An 18,054-nucleotide genomic window follows, 5' to 3' on the forward strand; every position below is an offset into this window, starting at 1 on the left:
GCCGAGCGCCGGTCATTCGCGCAGGTCGGCGATCCGGCAGGTCTCCCCTGAGCACTCGTGCATCGACATCAGCCTCCCCTGTAGGTTCAGCAGCAGGTCGGGGTCGGCCTGGGCGGCGACGTTGTGCAACTGGTAGGGGTCGCTCGCGAGGTCGTAGAGCTGCATCTCGCCGGTGGCGTACCGGACGTAGGTGTAGTTCGCGGTACGCAACGCCTCGTACGGCGGCACCGGGGTCTGGCGGGCCGACGACTTGTTGGTCGGGCGGTAGAACTCCAGCAGCACGTTCTTGCGCCAGTACTGCGGATGTTCGCCCCGGAGCAGCGGCACCAGCGACCGCCCCTCGACGAACGACGGGGTCTGCGCCCCGCCGAGCTCGGCGAAGGTCGGCGCCAGGTCCACCGTCGCGCCCATCTCGTTGACCTGGGAGCCCGGCTCGATCCCCGGCCCCCGCACCACGAGCGGGATCTTGATGGACTCCTCGAACGGCGTGGTCTTGCCCTGCTTGAGGCGGTGCGTGCCGAGATGGAAGCCGTTGTCGGAGGTGAAGAAGATGTAGGTGTCGTCGAGCTTGCCCGTCTCCCGCAAGGTGTTGATCACCTGTCCGACGAGGTCGTCGACGCCGAGCATGGCTCGCATCCTGCGGCGGTACCGCTCGTCCACCCCGTCGATGCCCGCCGGCCCGATCGGCGGCAGGGAGCGCAGCCAGAGCGGCTCCTTGCTCACGTCCGGCTGGTTGAACGACGGCGGGCGCGGCGCCGTGGCCCCCGCGAAGTCGTTCGCGTGCCGCACCGCCGGGTTGGCCGGGTTGTGCGGCGCGATCGGGGCCAGGTACAGGAAGAACGGCTGGGTGGAGCCGCTGATGAAGTCGTGGGCCTTGCGGGCCAGCACGTCGGACAGGTAGTCCTGCTCGGCCCAGCCGTAGTCGACCGTGGTGCCGTTCTCGTTCATCCGGTAGCCGTACTCCTGGTACAGCTCGCGGACGGGCACGTCCCACTCGTTCCAGCCCGGCGGCACGTACGTCTCGGGGGCCGAGTTGCCCGGATAGTGGTTGAGGAACTTGCCCATGAGCGCGGTGCGGTATCCGGCCTGCTGCATCCACGTCCCGACTGTGGAGCGTTCCAAACCGAGCGCGTTGAAGCGGTCGAAGCCCCCTTCGGGCGCGGTGTTGGTCAGCACGCCGTGGCTGTGGACGTACTGGGAGCGCAGGATCGACGTCCGGGACGGGCAGCACCACGAGTTCGTCACGAAGAACCGGTCGAACGAGACGCCCTGCCGGACCAGTTGCTCGGTGATGTTGGGAAAGTTCGGCAACGTGCCGCTTTCCAGATCGTCGGCCATGACGAAGACGATGTTCGGCTGTGTCACGCGTGCCGCTCCGGCTGCCGCCGCGGGCTCGGCGGCGGGGAGAAGGAGGAGCAGGAGGCAGAGGAGACGACGGAGACCCTTGAACACAGAGCTGACCTCCCCGGAAGATCGTGCATTGACACGTGGGCCACCCCCGGCCGTAATAGAACTATATTCGGGAGGTGTCGCATGAAGCTCGGTCTCAACCTCGGCTACTGGCAGCGTCACGCGGACGACGCGACCGAGACGGTGCTCGCCGCCGAGCGGCTCGGCTACGACTCGGTGTGGACCGCCGAGGCCTACGGCAGCGACGCGTTCACGCCCCTGGCCTGGTACGGCGCGCGCACGTCGCGGATCAAGCTCGGCACCTCCGTCGCCCAGCTCTCGGCCAGGACGCCGGTCGCCACCGCCATGACCGCGATGACCCTCGACCACCTCACGGGCGGTCGCCTGCTGCTCGGCGTGGGCGCGTCGGGGCCACAGGTGGTGGAGGGCTGGTATGGCCAGCCGTTCGGCAAACCCCTTGCGAGGACCCGCGAGTACGTCGAGATCATGCGCCGCGTCTGGCGCCGTGCGGAACCCGTGACCAGCGACGGTGTCCACTACCCCCTCCCCCTGCCGGGCGGCCTTGGAAAACCGCTCAAGCTCATCACCTACCCGCTCCGCGGCGATATTCCCGTCTACCTGGGTGCGGAGGGGCCGAAGAACGTCGCCCTGGCCGCCGAGATCGCCCAGGGCTGGCTGCCGCTCTTCGCCTTCCCCGAGAAGATCGAGGAGATGTACGGCGACGCCCTCTCCGGCAGGAGCGGGGATTTCGACATCGCCGCGATGGTCATGGTCGTCATCTCCGACGACGTCCGGGCCGCTCTGGACGGCGTCAAGATGATGCTCACCCTGTACATCGGCGGCATGGGGGCCAAGCACCGCAACTTCCACGCCGACATCATCGGCCGCATGGGCTTCGCGGAGGCGGCCGAGCGCATCCAGTCGCTCTACCTCGCGGGCAGGAAGGACGAGGCGTTCCGGGCGATCCCCGACGAGCTCGCTGACGGCATCTCGCTGGTGGGCCCGCCCGGCCGCATCAAGGAGCGGCTGCAGCTCTGGCACGCCTCCCCCGTCACGAACCTGCTGGTCATGGGCGTGCGCGACGAGCCGTCCCTGAAGGTCGTCCGCGACCTGGTGCTGGGCTAGTCGGGACGGGGAGCCGGGTCGGCGGTGACCGACCTGAGGAGGGGGCTGCTGAGCGCGCCGGCCCCGATCACGCCGGCGAAGCCCAGCACGACGCAGACCAGCAGCGTGACGACCCCCGTGACGTTCACCGCGCCCGCCATGAACGGCAGCCCGCAGAACACGCCCACGGCGATCGCGCCCCCGCCCATCACCGTCAGCGGGACGAGCGTCTCCGCCCTGCGCGCCTTGTCCAGCACCTCCAGCGGCGTGCCCGCCAGCCGCAGCAGCGCGTACGTCTGGCGCCGGTCGAGGATCGACGAGGCCGCCGTGATGCCCGCGCTCGCGATCGCCACCAGGAACGACACCGTCAGCACCACCACGGTGCCCGACCGGATGTCGGCGAGGATCTGCACCCCGGCCTGATCGTCGTCGGCCCCGGTCGTGGGCAGGTGCCCCGGGACGAGCCCGGCGAGCGCGGTGCGGGCCCTGTCGACGGTCGCGGTGTCGGCACTGGTGCCCAGCGCGATCACGACCACCTTCTTCTCGGTCTTCACGGTGGCCGTCAGCCGGGCGGCCTTGAGCCTGTCGCGCGCCTGTTCGGCCACCGCCGACGGCTGCCCGGCCGGGACGGCGACCCGCAGCTGGCCCGGGACCGCGTCGCTGGTGAACACCCCCGGGCTGAGCAGGCCGATGAAGCCCGCGACGAAGCCGGTCAGGGCCACCCCGCTGACCGTCCGCCAGGCGGAGCGCGGGTCGTCGACCAGCCTGCGTCCGGCGAGCAGCCGCGCGGGACCGCGGGCCCGTCCGGCGGTGATCCTGCCGATCAGGCCGACCACCCACGGGCCGGCCAGGTTGATGCCGAGGAAGGGAAGCGCGAGCGCCACGACGACGACGGCCACGCTGGTGCTCTGGCTCAGCACGGGGAACGCGGCCAGGGCCGCGACCAGCGCGAGCACCCTGACGAACCGCATGGCGGGCGGCGTCTCGCGCTTGGCCACGCCGAGCGGGCTGACCACGACACGCCGCAGTCCGACCACCGCCGACAGGCCCACCAGCAGCGGCACCGCGACGAGGGCCGCGGCCATGATCAGCGGGCTCGGCCACAGGTCGGAGACGTACCAGGAGCCGCCGCCGATCGGGATGTTCGCGAGGAGCGGCGCGGCCAGGCCGTACGCGACCGTGCCCGCGAGCGCGCCGGCGAAGGCGACGATGACGGCCTCGGCCACGGTCATCCCGACAACCTGGCCGGGCGTCGCGCCGACCAGCCGCAGCGCGGCCAGCCGCTGGTCGCGCCGGGCGACGGTGAGCCTGGCGGCGGCTCCGCCGAACACCAGCAGCGGCACGACCATGAGCACGCTGGCGATGAGCGCCAGGATGCGGTAGCCCACCGCGTCGTCGGTCGGCGTCCCCGCGAAGTCGGCGATCTTGGTCGGGGCGGCGCCCCTGGGCAGGTCGCCGCGCTGCGCGGCCAGCTCCGGAGCGTCGGCGGCGTGGCCGACGACCGCGACCAGCTCGCCGGGGTAGACCAGCGCCTCGTCGCCCAGCACGCCCTTCTGCTTCGGGTACCGCGCGGCCAGCTCGGCGGCGGGAAGCTCGCGGGCCAGCTCGGCCAGGGCCGGGGAGAGCCAGATCTCACCCGGCGCGGGGAAGCGGGCCAGGCCGGGCGGGGCAGGCGCCCCCGGGTCGAGCGCCGCCAGGTCGACGACGGTGATCTGCTTGTCGCGCACGTAGTCGAAGCGCGCGGCCTCGATCGCGACCGGCTTGCCCGTAGCCGCGACCGGGTTGCGCCAGGCGCCCCTTTCGGCCCTGGCCGCGAAGGCGAAGTTCGCCGCGACGGCGAACAGCAGCAGCGCCGTGGCCACGGCCACGGCGCCCAGCGTGAGCCAGGTGCCGAGCATGCCGCTCCGGCCGCCGCCCTTGAGCAGCCGCCAGGTCAGACCGAGGTTCATGCCCGCACCCCACCCGCGAGGAGCCGGCCGTCGCGGACCTCGACCGTGCGGTCGCACCAGGCCGCCACGTTCGTGTCGTGGGTCACCACGATCAGGGACGCGCCGTTGTGCTTGGTGGCCTCCACCAGCAACCGCATCGTCTCCTGGCCGGTGTGCTGGTCGAGCGCGCCGGTCGGCTCGTCGGCGAAGACCACCGCGGGCTTGCTCACCAGCGCCCTGGCGATCGCGACCCGCTGCGCCTGGCCTCCGGACAGCTCGCCGGGCCGCCTGGACTCCATGCCCTGCAGGCCGAGCGGCCCGAACCAGTCGCGTGCCTGCTGGACCGCCTGGGCCCTGGGGACGCCGCCCAGCATGAGCGGCAGCGCCACGTTCTCCTCGGCGGGCAGCTCGGGCAGCAGCTGCCCGAACTGGAAGACGAAGCCGAAACGGGTGCGGCGCAGCGCGCTGCGCTCCCGCTCGCGCATCGCGTCGATGCGCTGGCCGAGCAGGTGCACCTCGCCCGAGTCCGGCTTCATGATGCCGGCCAGGCAGTGCAGCAGGGTCGACTTCCCCGAGCCGCTCGGCCCCATGATCGCCACGGCCTCCGCGGCCTGCACCGCGATGTCCACGCCCCCCAGGGCGACCGTCTGCCCGAACCTTTTGGCCAGGGTTCGTCCAACAAGCACGTCGTTCATGGGCACGAGCCTGGCGTGGAAGGGGGGTTCGGAGGATCGGCCGTCCGACCGGGCCGCCTCGGCCGAACGGCTGATCCTAGAGTTGTCGCCGTGACTATTAGCGTGCTCATCGCCGACGACCAGGAACTCGTCCGTGCCGGATTCAAGATGATTCTGGACGCCCAGCCGGAATTCGACGTGGTGGCCGCCGTCTCCGACGGCGCGCAGGCGGTGTCGGAGGCCAGGCGGCTGCGGCCGGACGTGTGCCTGCTCGACATCCGGATGCCCAAGCTCGACGGGCTGGAGGTGACTCGCCTGCTGGCCGGGCCGGGCGTGGAGAACCCGATGCGCGTGGTCATCGTCACCACCTTCGACCTCGACGAGTACGTCTACGGCGCGCTCCGCGCGGGGGCCACCGGCTTCCTGCTCAAGGACAGCGGGCCCACGCTGCTGATCGAGGCGGTCAGGGCGGCGGCCAAGGGCGAGTCGCTGGTGTCGCCGTCCGTGACCGTGCGGCTGCTGCAGCACCTGGCCCGGCCCCGGCGCGGACCCGCCCCGTTGAAGGACCCGCTGACCGACCGGGAGCTGGACGTCGTCCGCCTGGTGGCCAGGGGGCGCACCAACCAGGAGGTGGCCGGCGAGCTGTTCGTCTCGCTGTCGACGGTGAAGACGCATCTTGGGAGCATCCAGGCCAAACTCGGTGTCAGAAATCGCGTTGGAATCGCAGCTTGGGCGTGGGAATCCGGCGTGGTGGGCTGATTAACAACGTGGTCGGCGGGATAGAAGAGAATCAGAACCTCAGCGCATGGCCCGGGGGGAGAACAACGTGCGCTATGCCCAGCCGCCTACCAAAGCCGCCTCTGCCGTCTACGTGACCCTCGTCGCACAGGTCCTCTCCCTGGGCGCCCTTGTGATCTTCGAACAGACCCGCGGGCGTCGCCTCGCGGCCCAGCTCGCCGCGTTCGGCGGACGCCCGCGCGGGGCCGACGCCGAAGCGGTCGTCGGCGCCGTGACCGTGTTCGCCGTGCTGATGATGCTGGTCGCGGGCACGGCGGTGGCCGCCGCCGCCGCGTACGTCACCTGGCTGGTGCGGGCCAGGCAGGCCAACGACCGCACCGCGCCCACGGGCCCGGTGGCCGCCGCCTGGTTGATCCCCGGGGTCAACCTGCTGGCGCCGATGGTGCTGGTGGACGACGTCTGGCGCGGCGCCCGTCCGCCGCTCGACCGCCGCACCCGCTGGCTGGCGCTGCTCGGGGCGTGGTGGCTGAGCTGGCTCGGCGCGCTGGCGCTGATCACCATCCGGGTCCCGATGGACTCCTCGGCGGGCGACCTGACGGGCGTGGGCGGCTGGGAGCTGGGCGCTACGGCTCTGGCCGCCCTGCTGTGCGCGGCCACCGTCCGGCAGATCACCCGCATCCAGCGGTCGCAGGCCGACCCGGTGCCCGCGCCGGAGAGCGCGCAGGCCGCGGCCAGCGCGCGCACGGTCGTCCCAACGGTCGTCCCAACGGTCGCCCCCACGATCGCGCAGCCGATCACGCCGCCGTCGCCGGACTCCGCCCCGATCGGCCACACCGGCTGACCGTCGTCGCCCGGCTCCCGCCCGTCCGGCCCGCCGGGCGGGAGGTCACGCCGCGGTGGGGCCGGAACTGCCCTGGCTGGCGTGCCAGAGCCTGCGTGGCGGGGTGGTGATGGCGGGGCCGAGGTCGGAGTAAGGGGAGAGCCTGAAGCCGTTGGCGTACTCGATCCTCCGGCCGCCGACGCCACCGCGGTCGTCCAGGGGCTGGTCGAGGACCGCCCTGACCGCCTCGATGCCCTCGGAGCGCCAGAGGGAGTCGAGGTCGACCAGGTTCCAGCAGTCGACGGCGCGCATCGACACCGCCCTGGTGCCCGTCCGCCTGACCACGCCCCTGGCCAGCAGGAGCCACGACCCGAACACCGTCGCGGCGCACCTGCCCTGCACCGACTCGAAGAACGTCAGGTCGATCGGGCCCGTCGAGTCGTCGAGGGTGGTGAAGATGACCCGCTGCCCCGAGCGGACCGCCGGGGTCTGGGTGGCCACCTTCACGCCCGCGACCAGCACCTCGGCGCCGTTGCGCTGGTCGAGGAGGTCTCTGGAACGTACCACTCCGATCGCGTCGAGCAACTCCTCGTGGAAGCTGATGATATGGCGGCTGATGTCGATGCCGAGGATCTCCAGCTCGGCCTCCACCATCTCGGTCTCCGTCATCTCGGGCAGCTCGCCCGGCGGGAGGTGCTCGGTGAAGCCCAGCGGGAGCTGGACGGCCGGCGGGCCGCCCGCCACGGCGTCGGGGCGGGCGGCGGAGGGGGGCGTGTAACGCCTGCTGCTGCGCGGCCCCTGCTTGACGCCGATCGTGGAGCCCCGCTGGAGGGCGCCGACCTGGGCGACCAGGTCGCGGCGCGTCAGCCGGCCCGGCCGCCAGCGGGAGCCGCCGCCGGGGCGCAGGTCGTGCAGCGTGTCGAGCCCGCCGACCTGGACGATCCGCTCGACGACCGGGCGGGAGGGCCTGGCGCGGTCCCAGAAGTCGGCGAGCGAGGTGTACGGCTGGCCCGCCACCATGCGCTCCACCTCGGCCTCGCTCACCCCCTTGACCGCGGAGAACGGCACGCGCAGCGCGTACCCCTTGCCGATCTCCTCGGCCTTGAAGCCCTTGATCCGCCGTGGCAGGTCGTCGCCCAGGTCGGCCGGACGCACCCGGAGCCGCAACGCCTGGTCGTCGCGCGGCCCGAGGCGTTCCACCTGCCAGTCCTTGCCCGACCTGTTCACGTCGAGCGGCAGGATCTCGACCCCGCACTGCCTGGCCTCGTCGATGATCACGCGTTGCGGATACATGCCGGGTTCGTGCGTGAGCACCCCGGCGAAGAACGCCGCCGCGTGGTGCCGCTTGAGCCACGCCGACTGGTACGTGGGCAGCGCGAACGCCGCCGCGTGCGCCTTGCAGAACCCGAACGCGCCGAACGCGTCGAGCACCTTCCACGCCCGTTCCACGGCCGCGTCGTCGAACCCCTTCGACCTGGCCAGCGGCACGAATGTCTTGCGCACCCGCTCCCGCCCCTCCGACGTGTCGAGCGTGCGGCGCAGCACCTCGGCGAACGACAGGCCCCTGCCCGTCATCACGTCCACGATCTTGAGGACCTGCTCGTGAAACACCACCACGCCGTGCGTCTCCTTCAGCGCCTCGCGCAGCCTCTCGTGCGGGTAGTACGGCCGGCGCCACCCGTGCCTGGCCTCCAGGTACGGCGTGACCATGTCGGAGTTGACGGGCCCCGGCCTGAACAGCGAGATGTCCACGATCAGGTCGTGCATCGTGCGCGGCTCCAGCTTGGCGACGAGCTCGCGCTGGCCGGGCGACTCGATCTGGAAGCAGCCGAGGGTACGGCTGGCGCAGATCATGTCGTAGGTGTCGGGGTCGTCGTGCGGGACGTACTGGACGCCCGGCTCCGAACCGCGCTGGACGTCCAGCTTCACCACGACGTCGTCGACCCGTTCGATCTCGCTCAGCGTGTAGGCCATCGCCGACTGCATCCGCACGCCCAGCACGTCCAGCTTGAGCAGACCCGCCTCCTCGACGTCGTCCTTGTCGAACTGCGACATCGGGAACTCCAGCAGGCTGCGCTCCACCGGGGTGCGGTCGCGCAGCTCAGCGTTGCCGACCAGCACCCCGCACGGGTGCAGGGCGATGTGCCTGGGCAGCCCGTCGAGCTTCTCCGCCAGCCGGAACACCTGGTCGAGCCCCGCCTCACCGAGGCGGCTGTCGCGCAGCTCCGGCAGGTCGTTCAGCGACGCGGTGATCTGTTCGGCCCTGATGTGCGGGAACGCCTTGGCGATCGCGTCGATCTCGTGCGGCGGCAGCCCCATCGCGCCGGCGACGTCGCGGATGGCGCTGCGGGCCCGGTAGGTCTCCATCATCGAGACGCAAGCCACCCTGGCCTCGCCGTACCTGTCGAAGATCGCCTTGTAGCAGTCGAGCCTGCGGGCGGACTCCACGTCCACGTCGATGTCCGGCAGCCCGATGCGGCCCTCGGAGAGGAAGCGCTCCATGAGCAGGCCGTGTTCGAGCGGGTTCACCTCGCCGATGCCGATCAGGTAGTTGACCAGGCTGCCCGCTCCCGAGCCGCGGATGGCGCAGCGGATGCCCATCCCTCTGATCATGTCGGTGATGCCGACCACGGCGATGAAGTATCCGGACAGCCGCTTCTGCTCGATGATGTCCAGCTCGGCCCTGAGCCGGTCTCGGGCCTCGCGCGAGCGGCGCAGGCCGCGGGTGATCAGCCCGTCCTCGACGCGGTGGCGCAGCAGCGGCACCGGGTCGCGGCCGATCTCGGGCAGCAGCAGGTTCGGCGGCGCGGCACGCAGCGCGAGCAGCTCCACCGGGTCGATCACGCACGCCTCCGCGACGAGGCGGGTGGTGCGCAGGAGATCCGCGATCCGCGCCTGGTCGGAGCCGCAGATCTTGGCGGCCACCTGCCACATCTCCTTGGTGCCCTTGAGGTAGGCGTGCGAGGTGCTCCGCTCCAGGTGGCGCGGGTGCAGCGGGACGAGCTGGCGGGCCGCGTCGAGCACGTCGCCGACCTGGTGGTCGGCGGGGTCGAGATAGCGGACGGCGTTGGTCAGCACGGCGGGCACCCCCGCGGACTCGGCCAGCGCCAGCATGCGGACGGCCGTGGCGGCGTCGTGCTGCCCGTACTGGTCGACCAGCTCGATCACCACGCCCGGGACCATGGCCCGCCACTGGCCGAGCAGCGCCGCGGCCAGCTCGTCGCGCCTGGCCGCCACCGCCCGCCCGACGTCGGACCTGGGGCCGAGCAGCACCACCAGCTCGTCGGGTGCGGCCCAGGCGCCGACCAGCTCGCGGGTCACCCGGGGCTCGCCCCGCTCCCCCGCGTGGTGCGCGGCCGTGACCAGGCGGGTCAGCCGGGACCAGGCGCCCGAGCGGGCGAGCACGGTGACGCGGTCCTCCGCCTCGGGCCCGGTTCTCGGACGGGCGCGATGGGAGCCGGACCGGGCGCCGCCCAGGCCGGTCACCAGCGCGTCGTCGAGCGCCAGGTTCACGCCGAGCACCGGGGCGATGCCGGCGTCGGCGCAGGCCTGGGCGTGCTTGACCGCGCCGTAGAGCCCGTCGCGGTCGGTCAGGGCGAGGATGTCCATCCCGTCGCCGGCCGCCCGCCGCGCCAGGGCCTGCGGGAAGGCGGTGCCGTACCGCATCGAGTAGGCGGAGCTCACGTTCAGGTGCGGGAACGGCGGGGCCATCAGTCCCACGCCCTCAGGAGCAGCCAGCCGTTGCTGGCGGTGTCGAACCGCAGCTCGTACGCCCCCGAATCACGGCCGGGGCCGGCCTCGACCCGCCAGAACTGGCGCTCACCCGGATCCGCCTCATGCAGCTTCCACCACTCCCGCGCCACCACCCAGTGGTCGAGGACGCGGTGGACGAGGTAGAGGCGGTCGCGCCAGACGAACTGGGTCGGCTGCCCGTCTCTGGTCCACACCTCTATCGGATCGCCATAGAGTCTGCTCAAAATGCTTCTCCCCGCGGCTCTGGTTCTTCTGTTGAGCCACCCGGGGGAAGGCGGGTGCTGCTATCTCGAACATATGTTCTTACGGCCGTGAGCGCAAGTCGCCCGCCTGCCGGATCAACGGGTTCGCGCCGATCGAGTTGCGCACGCTGAACGCGACACTGCCCGCCCGGTAGCGGTCGTCCGAGCACTCCACGGGCCTGCCCTCGTGGGTCGTGGTGATGCGGCGCTGGCGCAGCAGGGGGCTGCCCCGCCGAACCCCCAGCAGGCGGGCGTCCCGCGCGCCCGCGGCGACCGCGTCGATCAAGTACTCGCCGTAGGCGAACACCAGCCCGACCGAGTCGTACAGCGCCTCGGTGACCGACTCGCAGTCCGGCGGCAGCGCCTCCACGGCCTCGGTCATCCAGCTCGCGTAGGCGGTCCGCTCGACCAGCACCGGCTCGCCCTCCAGCGAGCGGACCCGCAGCACGTCCAGCACCTCCTCGGTGCCGAGCCTGGCCGCCTCGGCGGTGGTGGCGCGCCTGCGGCGCTGGGCGAGCACCTGGCCGCCGAAGCGGTAGCCGTTGGCCCGCGCCCACTGGGCGAAGCTGCGCAGCTCGGCGAAGCTCTGGCTGCGCGCGCGTCCCAGCACGATGCTCCTGGCGCCCTGCCGCGAGCCGATCAGGCCCTCGGCGACGAGCACCGCCAGCGCCTGGCGCACCGTGCCGCGGGCGGCCGAGTGGCGCGCGGCCAGCTCCGCCTCGCTGGGCAGCTGCGAGCCGACCTCGTGGACACCGGCGAGGATCTCGTCGCGCAGCTCATCGGCGATCCGTTCATAGCGAGCAACCATCCGTGACCTTTCTGTTCACCGAAACGCAATGTCGATGCGACTTACTGGCGCTGGCTTGTTCGTACAAGTTCTCATACATTCGACCCGGAGAGTGGAGGCGACGTGTTCACACCTCGCGTGCGCGTGGCAGGCGTCCTCGCAGCACTTACCGTCACCGCGGCGTGTGGTGCCGCCCCCGGCGCCCAGCAGGCGCAGAGCTCGGCAGGCGGGGCGAACGCGCGCACCGCCACCTCGGCCGCCGACCTCGGCGGGCTCGACAAGCTCGTCGAGGCCGCCAAGAAGGAGGGAAACCTCCACGTCATCGCGCTGCCGCCCGACTGGGCCAACTACGGCGAGATCATCAAGTCCTTCGAGGCCAAGTACGGCATCAAGGTCGAAAGCGAGGACCCTGACGCCGCCAGCGCCGACGAGATCAACGCGGTGAAGACCCGCAAGGGCCAGGACCGCGCTCCCGACGTGCTCGACCTCGGCCAGGCGTTCGCGATCAGCGGCGCCAAGGAGGGGTTGTTCGCCCCGTACAAGGTGCAGGCGTTCGACAAGATCCCCGAGGGGCAGAAGGAGCCCACCGGGCTCTGGGCCAACGACTACGGCGGCTACGTGTCGATCGGCTGCGACGCCAAGAAGATCCAGACCTGCCCGACGACCTTCGCCGACCTGCTCAAGCCCGAGTACAAGGGCAAGGTCGCGATGAACGGCAACCCGACCAAGGCCGGCTCGGCGTTCGCCGGCGTGTACGCGGCGTCCATCGCGAACGGCGGCTCCTTCGACGACATCCAGCCGGGCATCGAGTTCTTCAAGAAGCTGAAGGCCGCCGGCAACTACAACCCGGTCGAGACCACCCCGGCGACCATCGAGAAGGGCGAGACCCAGATCAGCATCGACTGGGACTACAACAACGCCGCCTACGCCCCCGAGATGTCGGCCAAGGGCATCGACTGGAAGGTCAACGTCCCCGGTGACGGCAGGTACTTCCAGATGTACGCCCAGGCCGTCAACAAGGACGCCCCCCACCCGGCGGCGGCGCGCCTGTGGCAGGAGTACCTCTACAGCGCCGAAGGCCAGAACCTGTACCTGAAGGGCTTCGCCAGGCCGGTGCTCCTGCCGTCGATGACCGCCGACGGCACGGTCGACAAGGCCGCGGCCGACGCCCTGCCCAAGGTGGAGGGCACCCCCACGTTCCCCACGTCCGAACAGGTCGACGCGGCCAAGGCCAAGCTCGCCAGCGGCTGGGACGCCGCGATCTCGGGATGACCCGCTCCAAGGGGTGGCTCGGCGCGCTGCCCTTGCTGGTCTTCTTCGCCGCCGTCTTCGGCATCCCCGCCATCGCGCTGGTGGCGGGGGCGTTCACCGTCCAGGGCCGGCCGAGCCTGGACGCCGTCGGCCAGAGCCTGCGGGGCGGCTACCTCACCGCGCTGGGCGGCAGCATCCGGCTGTCCGCGGTGGTCGCGCTGCTCGGCGCCGTGCTCGGCACGGTCCTCGCCCAGGCGGTCGTGACCTCGCGCTTCACCGCGCTGCGCGAGGCGGTCCTGACGGCGTCCGGCGTGCTCGCGAACTTCGGCGGCGTGCCGCTGGCCTTCTTCTGGATCGCCACGCTCGGCAACTCGGGCGTGGTCAGCGGCCTGGTCGGGCTGCCGTCGGGCGCACTGTACACGTTCTGGGGGCTGGTGGTCGTCTACCTGTACTTCTCGATCCCGCTGATGGTGCTGGTCATGGCCCCCGCGCTGGACGGCCTGCGCCCCCAGTGGCGGGAGGCGGCGGCCAACAACGGCGCGACCTCCTGGCAGTACTGGCGTTTCGTCGCGCTGCCCGTGCTCACCCCGGCCATGCTGGGCGGCGTGGTGCTGCTGTTCGGCAGCGCGTTCGCGGGCTTCGCGACGGCCAACGCCATGGTCGGCACGGTGGTGCCGCTGGTCACGTTGAAGATCGCCAGCGCCCTCACCGGTGACGTGCTGATCGGCTACGAGAACATCGCGCTGGCGCTCAGCCTGGACATGGTGGTCGTAGCCGGGCTGGTCATGGCGATCTACCTGCCGTTGCAGAAGAGGAGCTCCCGATGGCTGCACTGACCGGCCTGGAGCCGGTCGCCTCCGCCGCCCGCAGGCCGCCCACCCGGCCGCGGATCTGGCGCGGGGTGGTGTTCCTGCTGGCCGCGGCGTACTTCCTGGTGCCGCTGGGCGCGTCGCTCTGGTACACGATCTACACGCCCACCGCGGGCGTGTCCTTCTCCGCCTACGGCGAGCTGCTCACGGCCGAGGGCTTCCTCGCCAGCCTGGCGCTCTCGCTGTCGCTGGCGGCGGCCACCATCGCGCTGGTGCTGCTGCTGACGCTGCCCGCGATGCTGGCCGTGCGGCTCAGCGCGCCGCGGCTGCGCCCGGTGATGGAGGTGCTCTGCACGCTGCCGCTGGTGGTGCCGCCGATCACGTTCGTCGTCGGGCTCACCACCTCCCTGCGCACCGGCACCGACCTGCTGGCCCCCACCCCGTTCTGGGCGACGCTGATCGCGGCGCAGAACCCGGCCTTCCCCGTCGTGCTGGTGCTGGCCTACGTCGTGCTGGTGCTGCCGTTCGTCTACCGCTCGCTCGACGCGGGGCTGCGCACGATGGACGTCCGCACGCTCGTCGAGGCGGCGCGGAACCTCGGCGCCTCCTGGCCGCACGTGCTGTTCCGGGTGGTCATCCCGAACCTGCGGACGGCGCTGGCCAGCGCGTCCTTCCTGACGCTCGCCCTGGTGCTCGGCGAGTTCACCGTGGCCAGGCTGCTGGGGTACCAGCCGTTCGCGGTGTGGATCGTGACGATCTCCGGGTCCAAGGGGCAGTTGTCCGTCGCGGTCTCGATCCTCAGTCTGTTGCTCATCTGGTTGCTGCTGCTCGCGGTGTCCAGCGCGTTCGGTAAGGAGCGGAAATGACGGCACGCGTGGAGTTCCGCGGGCTCCGGCGGACGTTCGGCAGGACGGTCGCGCTCGACGGCTTCGACCTGACCGTCGAACCGGGCGAGTTCGTCGCGCTGCTCGGGCCGTCCGGGTGCGGCAAGACCACAGCCCTGCGCTGCGTGGCCGGGTTCGAGCGGCCCGACTCCGGCGCGGTCCTGGTCGACGGCGAGGACATCACGGACGTTCCCGCCAACAAGCGCGACGCGGGCATGGTCTTCCAGTCCTACTCGCTCTTCCCCAACCTGAACGCCCGCGACAACGTCGCCTTCGGGCTGCGGGTCCGCAAGGTGCCCACGGCGGCCAGGCGGGCCAGGGCCGCCGAGCTGCTCGACCTGGTCGGGCTGCCCGCGCACGCCGACCGCTACCCGCACCAGCTGTCCGGCGGGCAGCAGCAGCGGGTCGCGCTGGCCCGCGCGCTCGCCCTCGAACCGCGCGTGCTCCTGCTGGACGAGCCGCTGTCGGCCCTGGACGCCAAGGTCAGGGTGACGCTCAGGGAGGAGATCCGGCGGCTCCAGCTCGACCTCGGCATCACCACCGTCTTCGTCACCCACGACCAGGAGGAGGCCCTGTCGATCGCCGACCGGGTCGCCGTCCTGCGCGAGGGGCGGCTGGAGCAGGCCGGGCCGCCCGCCGAGGTGTACGACCGGCCCGCCACGCCGTTCGTCGCCGAGTTCGTCGGCACCATGAACCACCTGGCCGGCCGGGTGGCGGGCGACCAGGTGTCCGTGCTGGGGCAGCTCCTGCCCGTCGACGGGCCGGCGCCCGCCGGGGCCGAGGTGGACGTCCTGGTGCGTCCGGAGGCCGTCCGGGTCTCTCCCGACGCCTCGGGCGAGGGCGAGGTGCTGGTGGCGTCCTTCCGCGGCGCCTCCGTCCGCCTCCGGGTGGCTCTGGCGGGCGGCGAGGTCCTCGCCGACGTCCCGGGCCACGAGGCGGGACGGCTCGCGCCCGGCGCCCGGGTGAGCGTGCGGCTGGTGGAGCGTCCGGTGCTGGTGGCGGCGCGCACGGCCGCGTCCCCTTCGCCCGCCCCTTCTCCCGCTGCGGCCGATGCCGTCTGACCCGCCGCAGGCCGTCCTGTTCGACCTGGACGGCACCCTGATCGACACCGAGACGCTCTGGTGGGAGGCGACGGCGGCAGTGGCGGCCTCGCTCGGGCTGTCGCTGGGGCCCGACGACGTCCCTCACGTCCTCGGCCGCACCGTCGAGGATGTGGCCGCCCACCTGATCGCCGCTCGGGCCGGGACCACGGCCACTCGTCCGCACCCCGCTCAGGCCGACGCCGCCCGCCCGGACCCCGCCCAGGCCGACGCCGCCCGCCCGCTCCCTGTGCGGGCCGACGCCGCCTGCCTGCTTCTTCCGCGGGCTGACACGGTGGCCGCCCGGCTCACCGACGGCTTCGCGCAGCGGGTCGCCGCGGGTTTCGACCTCATCCCCGGCGCCCTTCCGCTCCTGCGCGGGCTCGCGGCCGCGGCCGTACCCACCGCCCTGGTCACCGCCTCCCCGCGGGCCATCGCCGACCTGGTCCTCCCCCGCCTGGGGCACCGGTTCGACCAGATCGTCACCGCCGAGGACACGCCACGCGGCAAACCCCACCCGGACCCGTACCTGGAGGCCGCCCGGCGCCTGGCGGTCCTCCCGGAACGCTGCGTCGCCATCGAGGACAGTCCGACGGGCATCGCCGCCGCGACCGCCGCCGGATGCCGCGTTCTGGTGGTGGACCCGCACTCCGGCCTTCCCGAACTGCGCGAAATCGGTAAGCTAGCGCGCCGTGAGCGGTGATTCCTCCCAGATCGGGCGCTACAGGCTGTTGAGCGTCCTCGGGCGTGGCGGGATGGGCACGGTCCACCTCGCCGAGGATCCGTCCGGGCAGCGGGTCGCCGTCAAGGTGATCAACCCGGAGCTCAGCCAGCATGAGCAGTTCCGGACGCGGTTCCGCAGGGAGGCGGAGGCGGCCCAGCGGGTGCGGAGGTTCTGCACGGCCGGGGTGATCGAGGCGGCCCTCGACGGCGAGCAACTGTACGTCGTCACCGAGTACGTGCCGGGGATGAACCTGGAGCAGGCCGTCCAGAGGTCGGGGCCGCTCACCGGGTCCAGCCTGGACGCGCTCGCCGTCAGCGTGGCCACCGCGCTCACCGCCATCCACGGGGCCGGGGTGGTGCACCGGGACCTCAAACCGTCCAACGTGCTGCTCTCGCCCGTCGGCCCCCGCGTGATCGACTTCGGCATCGCGCGGGCCCTCGACACGCTCGGCGGCGTCACCGGCACCGGCGAACTGGTCGGCACACCCCGATACATGGCCCCCGAGGTGCTGCGCGGCGAGCCCGTCTCGCCCGCGTGCGACGTGTTCTCGTGGGGGTGCCTGATCGCCTTCGCCGCCAGCGGGCGGCATCCGTTCGGGGGCGACACGCTGCCGGCGATCGTCTACCAGGTGCTCAACACCGAACCCGCGCTCGACCGGGTCGAGCCGGGGTTGAGGGAGCTGGTCGGGAGCGCGCTGCGCAAGGATCCGGCGACCCGTCCCACCGCCCAGCAGCTGCTGGACCAGCTCGTCGGACGCGCCGCCGGGCCCGAGCAGGCGGCCCAGACGGCAGGGGTCGCCTGGCAGCGGGCGACGACCCCGTTATCGCAGGGCCGGCCGCCGCGGAGGACGAACCGCGCCAGGCTCATGGCCGGGATCGCGGTGGCGGCGGCGGCCGTCGTCGCCGTCGGGGTGGCGGCGTGGGCGGTGCTCGCGCCCGGCGGGCCGCCCGACCTGCCGATCCTCTACCAGGAGGACTTCACGCAGACCTCGGGCGGCTGGAGCGGTACCTACGACCCGGAAGACGCCACGAGCTACGGCTACCGGACCGACGGCACCTACGGCCTCGACGTGGACACGAGCGACGAGTACCGCTGGGCCGAGGCGCCGATCCCGTTCCTCACCGCCACGCCCACCGCGACGCCCGACCCGTCGGCCACGCCCACGCCGATGCTGCCGCCGTCCTCGCTGATCAGCGTCACCGCCGAGGTCAAACAGGCGAAGGGGTACGGCGAGTACGGCGTCTACTGTCACAGCGTCGGCAACGACACGTACTACGAGTTCGCGCTGGACACCACCGGCAAGGCGCGCATCCGGCGCATCTTCAAGGGCTCCGGCGGCGCGCTGGCCCAGCCGGTCGAGGTGTCCGGGCTGTCCGGCAGGGCCCGCATCTCGGCCTCGTGCGAGCAGAACGGCGGCACCGTGCGGCTGACGATGTGGGTGAACGGCGAGCGGGTCCACCAGGTGGACGACCAGAACGGCATCGGCAACGGCGACATGGGGCTGTGGGCGCGGACTACGAAGGACAGCCAGTCGCTGCTCAAGACCACTTTCGACGACTTCGAAGTACGCGGCCGCAAGGAACCCTAGCCTCACTGGACGCCTTCTGGCGATCTCGCGCCTCTCCGGTCGAGGGTGCACCTCGATCTTTGCCCCGTTCGTGGCTCGAAGGCGCCCGCCCGGCCTGCGCCCCACCGCCTTCGGAGACCCTGGAGCCCTCAGCCAACGAATTGTCACAGCTAGCAGTTTCAGCTTATTATGAAATTGCTAGCCGATACAGAAGGAAGTGTCCTCCTCGGCGTGCCAGATGGGACGCGCATGCGGCGCATCCGTTCCGCCCAGCAGCCCATCGC

General features: G+C 72.0%; 15 protein-coding genes. 9 read left to right on the plus strand and 6 right to left on the minus strand.

The window, feature by feature from the left end:
* Positions 1–12 precede the first annotated feature (12 nt).
* Positions 13–1,365: a sulfatase family protein gene (locus ABT294_RS39300; protein ID WP_350811520.1), complete on the minus strand. Its 1,353-nt coding sequence runs from the start codon at positions 1,363–1,365 to the stop codon at positions 13–15.
* Between the two features lie 168 nt (positions 1,366–1,533).
* Between ABT294_RS39300 and ABT294_RS39305 the strand changes: the two genes are divergently transcribed.
* Positions 1,534–2,535: an LLM class F420-dependent oxidoreductase gene (locus tag ABT294_RS39305; protein WP_350811521.1), complete on the plus strand. Its 1,002-nt coding sequence runs from the start codon at positions 1,534–1,536 to the stop codon at positions 2,533–2,535.
* Here the strand turns inward: ABT294_RS39305 and ABT294_RS39310 are convergent.
* Together ABT294_RS39310 and ABT294_RS39315 are read right to left on the minus strand one after the other, a co-directional pair.
* A complete protein-coding gene (locus ABT294_RS39310) occupies positions 2,532–4,463 on the minus strand; it encodes an FtsX-like permease family protein (RefSeq protein WP_350811522.1) in 1,932 nt (643 codons plus the stop codon). The genes ABT294_RS39305 and ABT294_RS39310 overlap by 4 nt on opposite strands.
* Positions 4,460–5,137, minus strand: a complete 678-nt coding sequence (locus ABT294_RS39315) for an ABC transporter ATP-binding protein (RefSeq protein WP_350811523.1) — start codon at positions 5,135–5,137, stop codon at positions 4,460–4,462. The genes ABT294_RS39310 and ABT294_RS39315 overlap by 4 nt, the downstream gene beginning before the upstream one ends.
* Positions 5,138–5,227: 90 nt before the next feature.
* On the opposite strand from ABT294_RS39315, the gene ABT294_RS39320 reads away from it, so the two are divergent.
* Positions 5,228–5,875 carry a response regulator gene (locus ABT294_RS39320; RefSeq protein WP_350811524.1) on the plus strand — a complete coding sequence of 216 codons (648 nt, stop codon included), beginning with the start codon at positions 5,228–5,230 and terminating at the stop codon, positions 5,873–5,875.
* Positions 5,876–5,921: 46 nt separating this feature from the next.
* Positions 5,922–6,695, plus strand: coding sequence for a DUF4328 domain-containing protein (locus tag ABT294_RS39325; RefSeq protein ID WP_350811525.1), 774 nt, complete (start codon positions 5,922–5,924; stop codon positions 6,693–6,695).
* Positions 6,696–6,740: 45 nt separating this feature from the next.
* Here the strand turns inward: ABT294_RS39325 and ABT294_RS39330 are convergent, their stop codons facing one another.
* The 3 genes from ABT294_RS39330 to ABT294_RS39340 all read right to left on the minus strand — a co-directional run bounded on the left by ABT294_RS39330 (position 6,741) and on the right by ABT294_RS39340 (position 11,477).
* Positions 6,741–10,385, minus strand: a complete 3,645-nt coding sequence (locus ABT294_RS39330; protein WP_350811526.1) for a DNA polymerase III subunit alpha — start codon at positions 10,383–10,385, stop codon at positions 6,741–6,743.
* Positions 10,385–10,651: a DUF6504 family protein gene (locus tag ABT294_RS39335; RefSeq protein WP_350811527.1), complete on the minus strand. Its 267-nt coding sequence runs from the start codon at positions 10,649–10,651 to the stop codon at positions 10,385–10,387. Before ABT294_RS39335 ends, ABT294_RS39330 begins: the two co-directional genes overlap by 1 nt.
* Positions 10,652–10,730: 79 nt before the next feature.
* On the minus strand, positions 10,731–11,477 hold the full coding sequence (locus ABT294_RS39340; protein WP_350811528.1) for a GntR family transcriptional regulator: 747 nt from the start codon (positions 11,475–11,477) through the stop codon (positions 10,731–10,733).
* 102 nt (positions 11,478–11,579) lie between these two features.
* Here ABT294_RS39340 and ABT294_RS39345 point away from each other — a divergent pair, with 102 nt between their 5' ends.
* Genes ABT294_RS39345 through ABT294_RS39370 form a run of 6 tightly spaced genes read left to right on the plus strand, consistent with a single transcriptional unit; the run spans position 11,580 to position 17,791 of the window.
* Positions 11,580–12,728, plus strand: a complete 1,149-nt coding sequence (locus ABT294_RS39345; protein WP_350811529.1) for an ABC transporter substrate-binding protein — start codon at positions 11,580–11,582, stop codon at positions 12,726–12,728.
* A complete protein-coding gene (locus ABT294_RS39350; protein ID WP_350811530.1) occupies positions 12,725–13,543 on the plus strand; it encodes an ABC transporter permease in 819 nt (272 codons plus the stop codon). Before ABT294_RS39345 ends, ABT294_RS39350 begins: the two co-directional genes overlap by 4 nt.
* Complete coding sequence (locus ABT294_RS39355) at positions 13,531–14,382, plus strand: ABC transporter permease (RefSeq protein ID WP_350811531.1); 852 nt, start codon at positions 13,531–13,533, stop codon at positions 14,380–14,382. The genes ABT294_RS39350 and ABT294_RS39355 overlap by 13 nt, the downstream gene beginning before the upstream one ends.
* Positions 14,379–15,461: an ABC transporter ATP-binding protein gene (locus ABT294_RS39360; RefSeq protein WP_350811532.1), complete on the plus strand. Its 1,083-nt coding sequence runs from the start codon at positions 14,379–14,381 to the stop codon at positions 15,459–15,461. Before ABT294_RS39355 ends, ABT294_RS39360 begins: the two co-directional genes overlap by 4 nt.
* On the plus strand, positions 15,451–16,182 hold the full coding sequence (locus tag ABT294_RS39365) for an HAD family hydrolase (RefSeq protein ID WP_350811533.1): 732 nt from the start codon (positions 15,451–15,453) through the stop codon (positions 16,180–16,182). The genes ABT294_RS39360 and ABT294_RS39365 overlap by 11 nt, the downstream gene beginning before the upstream one ends.
* Complete coding sequence (locus ABT294_RS39370; protein WP_350811534.1) at positions 16,172–17,791, plus strand: serine/threonine-protein kinase; 1,620 nt, start codon at positions 16,172–16,174, stop codon at positions 17,789–17,791. Before ABT294_RS39365 ends, ABT294_RS39370 begins: the two co-directional genes overlap by 11 nt.
* Positions 17,792–18,054 lie beyond the last annotated feature (263 nt).

The organism is Nonomuraea sp. NPDC000554 (genome assembly GCF_040300065.1).
Classification (GTDB): domain Bacteria; phylum Actinomycetota; class Actinomycetes; order Streptosporangiales; family Streptosporangiaceae; genus Nonomuraea.

Coding starts and splice junctions, on each gene's coding strand:
- ABT294_RS39305 (WP_350811521.1), top strand. CDS start 1,534: ATGAAGCTCGGTCTCAACCTCGGCTACTGGCAGCGTCACGCGGACGAC.
- ABT294_RS39325 (WP_350811525.1), top strand. CDS start 5,922: ATGGCCCGGGGGGAGAACAACGTGCGCTATGCCCAGCCGCCTACCAAA.
- ABT294_RS39350 (WP_350811530.1), top strand. CDS start 12,725: ATGACCCGCTCCAAGGGGTGGCTCGGCGCGCTGCCCTTGCTGGTCTTC.
- ABT294_RS39340 (WP_350811528.1), bottom strand. CDS start 11,477: ATGGTTGCTCGCTATGAACGGATCGCCGATGAGCTGCGCGACGAGATC.
- ABT294_RS39355 (WP_350811531.1), top strand. CDS start 13,531: ATGGCTGCACTGACCGGCCTGGAGCCGGTCGCCTCCGCCGCCCGCAGG.
- ABT294_RS39360 (WP_350811532.1), top strand. CDS start 14,379: ATGACGGCACGCGTGGAGTTCCGCGGGCTCCGGCGGACGTTCGGCAGG.
- ABT294_RS39365 (WP_350811533.1), top strand. CDS start 15,451: ATGCCGTCTGACCCGCCGCAGGCCGTCCTGTTCGACCTGGACGGCACC.
- ABT294_RS39310 (WP_350811522.1), bottom strand. CDS start 4,463: ATGAACCTCGGTCTGACCTGGCGGCTGCTCAAGGGCGGCGGCCGGAGC.
- ABT294_RS39315 (WP_350811523.1), bottom strand. CDS start 5,137: ATGAACGACGTGCTTGTTGGACGAACCCTGGCCAAAAGGTTCGGGCAG.
- ABT294_RS39330 (WP_350811526.1), bottom strand. CDS start 10,385: ATGGCCCCGCCGTTCCCGCACCTGAACGTGAGCTCCGCCTACTCGATG.